3 protein-coding genes are annotated in these 2,278 nt (G+C 66.9%); 1 reads left to right on the top strand and 2 read right to left on the bottom strand.

The window, feature by feature from the left end; genetic code table 11:
• Nucleotides 1–122 precede the first annotated feature (122 nt).
• On the top strand, nucleotides 123–518 hold the full coding sequence (locus tag LI92_RS20990; RefSeq protein ID WP_046322379.1) for a hypothetical protein: 396 nt from the start codon (nucleotides 123–125) through the stop codon (nucleotides 516–518).
• Nucleotides 519–1,026: 508 nt separating this feature from the next.
• Here the strand turns inward: LI92_RS20990 and LI92_RS20980 are convergent.
• Entirely contained in the window at nucleotides 1,027–1,848 is an 822-nt protein-coding gene (locus LI92_RS20980) for a mycofactocin-coupled SDR family oxidoreductase (RefSeq protein ID WP_046322377.1), read from the bottom strand.
• Nucleotides 1,845–2,278 (bottom strand): AMP-binding enzyme (locus tag LI92_RS20975; RefSeq protein ID WP_046322376.1); only part of this gene is annotated, 434 nt, incomplete at its 5' end. The genes LI92_RS20980 and LI92_RS20975, both read right to left, overlap by 4 nt.

The following is a 2,278-nucleotide window of genomic DNA, read 5'->3' as shown; positions in this document are numbered from 1 at the left end:
GTGGTGTTCCCGGTGATCGGCTGGTGGCTCTACGACATCTTCTACATCACACCGTTTTTGGCGATCCCCTACCTGCACACCGTCAACCGGGAAATCTTCTCCGACTGATAAGGAGCCCAACGATGGACACACCCGAGGTCGAACCGCTGCCGCCGGGCACCACCCCGTACTACGCGCGGATGCACAAGTGGATCAAGCGCGCCACCTTGGTGTGCCTGGTGGCACTCGTCATCGAAGGTGCCTTCACCCTGCCGTTCATGGCGGTCTACTACGGCTACCCGACGCTGAGCCTCACGCAGATCTGCAGTGAACTGCTCAAGACCCGCTTCTCCGACGACACCCTGGAGTGCAAGTACCCCTACCCGCCGCTCGGTCCTCCCGAGGGGGCCGCCGGCAAGGCCAGTGCGCAAGACGAATGGGGTATCCAGCCCGTACCGCACTACCACCGGCTGCGTTTCCGGGAACTGGTGCGCATTCACAACGAGCGGGTCGCGCAGCTGGACTGCCCGCCAAAATAGCTAGTGCCGGCCAGGTCCGCCCGGTCCTGCCGGGCCGGGTCCCACCGGTCCGGGTCCCACCGGTCCCGGGCCGGCCGGGCCGACACCGACCGGGCCGACAATGCCACCGGGTCCGACGGGTCCGCCGACCCCGACGCCGGCCGGTCCTACCGGCCCGATGAACGGATGCGGGTCAATGCCGCCGGGCTCGCACTGATTTGTCTCGGTGTTGAAGTACATGCCGTAACCGCAACCGTCCAGGGGGACAGCCCGGCTGACGGCGGGTGAAACGATCCCGATCAGTGCCAGGGATGTCGCCGCAAGGGCAAATACCGGCGTGGTTGCGCGATACCGGAGCAGTGGACTCATCCTGCCGTCCTCATCTCTGTTGTCGTCGGGGCGTGGCTGACGCTGTCAGCCGCTCACCTTAGTCCTGCGTCATCGGATCCGCGTGCGGATCACCAGGATACGGTCGCGCCCGCGACGACCACCACCCGGCGATGCCACCGCCCCGGTCAGCTCCCAGCGTTCAGTACTGGGTGCAGCCCTGATCCACCGGAATCGCGGCTGCGGTGACCAGATGCGAATCGGCGCTGGCCAGCCAGCACACCGTGCCGGCGATGTCTTCCGGCTCGGCCAGCCAGGTCGGCAGGAAAGGGGTGAGCATATGTGAGAGTTGTGGATTGGTCTCCATCGCCTGGCCCAGCGCGCTGATCATCCCGCCGGTACCCATGTCGGTGTTCACCGGACCGGGGTGAACGCTGTTGACCCGGATGGCGTGCTTGCCCAGTTCGGCGGCGAACGCCCGGGCCATCCCCGTGACGGCGTGCTTGCTGGCCGTGTAGTGGACCATGAACGGCTGCATCTTGATGCCGGCCGCCGAACTGACCAAGATGATCGAACCCCCGCGGTTCCCCGCGATGATGTGCGGTGCGCCGGCCATCACGGTGTTCCAGGTGCCGGTCACGTTGATGTCCATGACGTCGCGGAAGTTCTCCGGTGAAATGGCATCCCAGGCCTGCGGCGCTGCGACACCGGCGTTGGCAACGATGATGTCGAGGCGACCCAGCCTGGCCACCCCGTCGGCGACGGCCTCGCGCAGGCCGTCGTAGTCGCGGGTGTCGACGATAGTGGACACGATGCGCTGCCCGGTGGCTTGCACCAACCGGATCGTCTCGGCCAGGTCTTCGGGGCTCGCCGGGTTGTACGGCACGCAGTCGGGCAGCTTGCCGGCGATGTCGACGGCGATGATGTCGGCTCCCTCGCCGGCCATCCGCACGGCGTGGGCGCGGCCCTGTCCCCGCGCGGCGCCGGTGATGAATGCCACCTTGTCGGTCAGCCGGCCTGTCATATGCGTTGCCTCCGTTGCTCTGCGCCCGCGACAGCGCGATCGCGCGTCGTCAGCATCTCCTGTATTCGGCGTTTGTCGACCTTGCCCGTCGGCCCCCGGGGTATGGCGTCGGTGCCCGGGACCACCAGCCATACCGTCGGGACCTTGAACGGGCTCAACACGTCCCGGGCGCGATCACGCAGCATCTCGACGCTCAGCCCGGGACCGGCGATCACCGCCGCCACCCGGTTTCCCGCTCGGTCGGCGAGGTTGACGACCACCGCGTCGTGCACGCCGGTGATGCTCCGCAGTGCCTTCTCGACTTCGCTGGGATAGACCGTGGCGCCGCTGACTTTGAACATGTCATCGGATCGTCCGTGGTAGTACAGGAATCCGTCCTTGTCGAGGCGGCCGAGATCCCCGGTGGGGTAGTAGCCGTCGGCGGTGAAGG

The organism is Mycobacterium sp. UM_Kg1, from assembly GCF_000972925.1.
Taxonomy (GTDB): Bacteria; Actinomycetota; Actinomycetes; order Mycobacteriales; family Mycobacteriaceae; genus Mycobacterium; species Mycobacterium hiberniae.
The sequence above is the reverse complement of the archived record's forward strand: the minus strand, read 5'-3'. Positions and strand labels throughout refer to the sequence as shown.

What these genes read in the sequence shown, in the direction of transcription:
- LI92_RS20990 (WP_046322379.1), top strand. Translation starts at nt 123, where the DNA reads ATGGACACACCCGAGGTCGAACCGCTGCCGCCGGGCACCACCCCGTAC.
- LI92_RS20980 (WP_046322377.1), bottom strand. Translation starts at nt 1,848, where the DNA reads ATGACAGGCCGGCTGACCGACAAGGTGGCATTCATCACCGGCGCCGCG.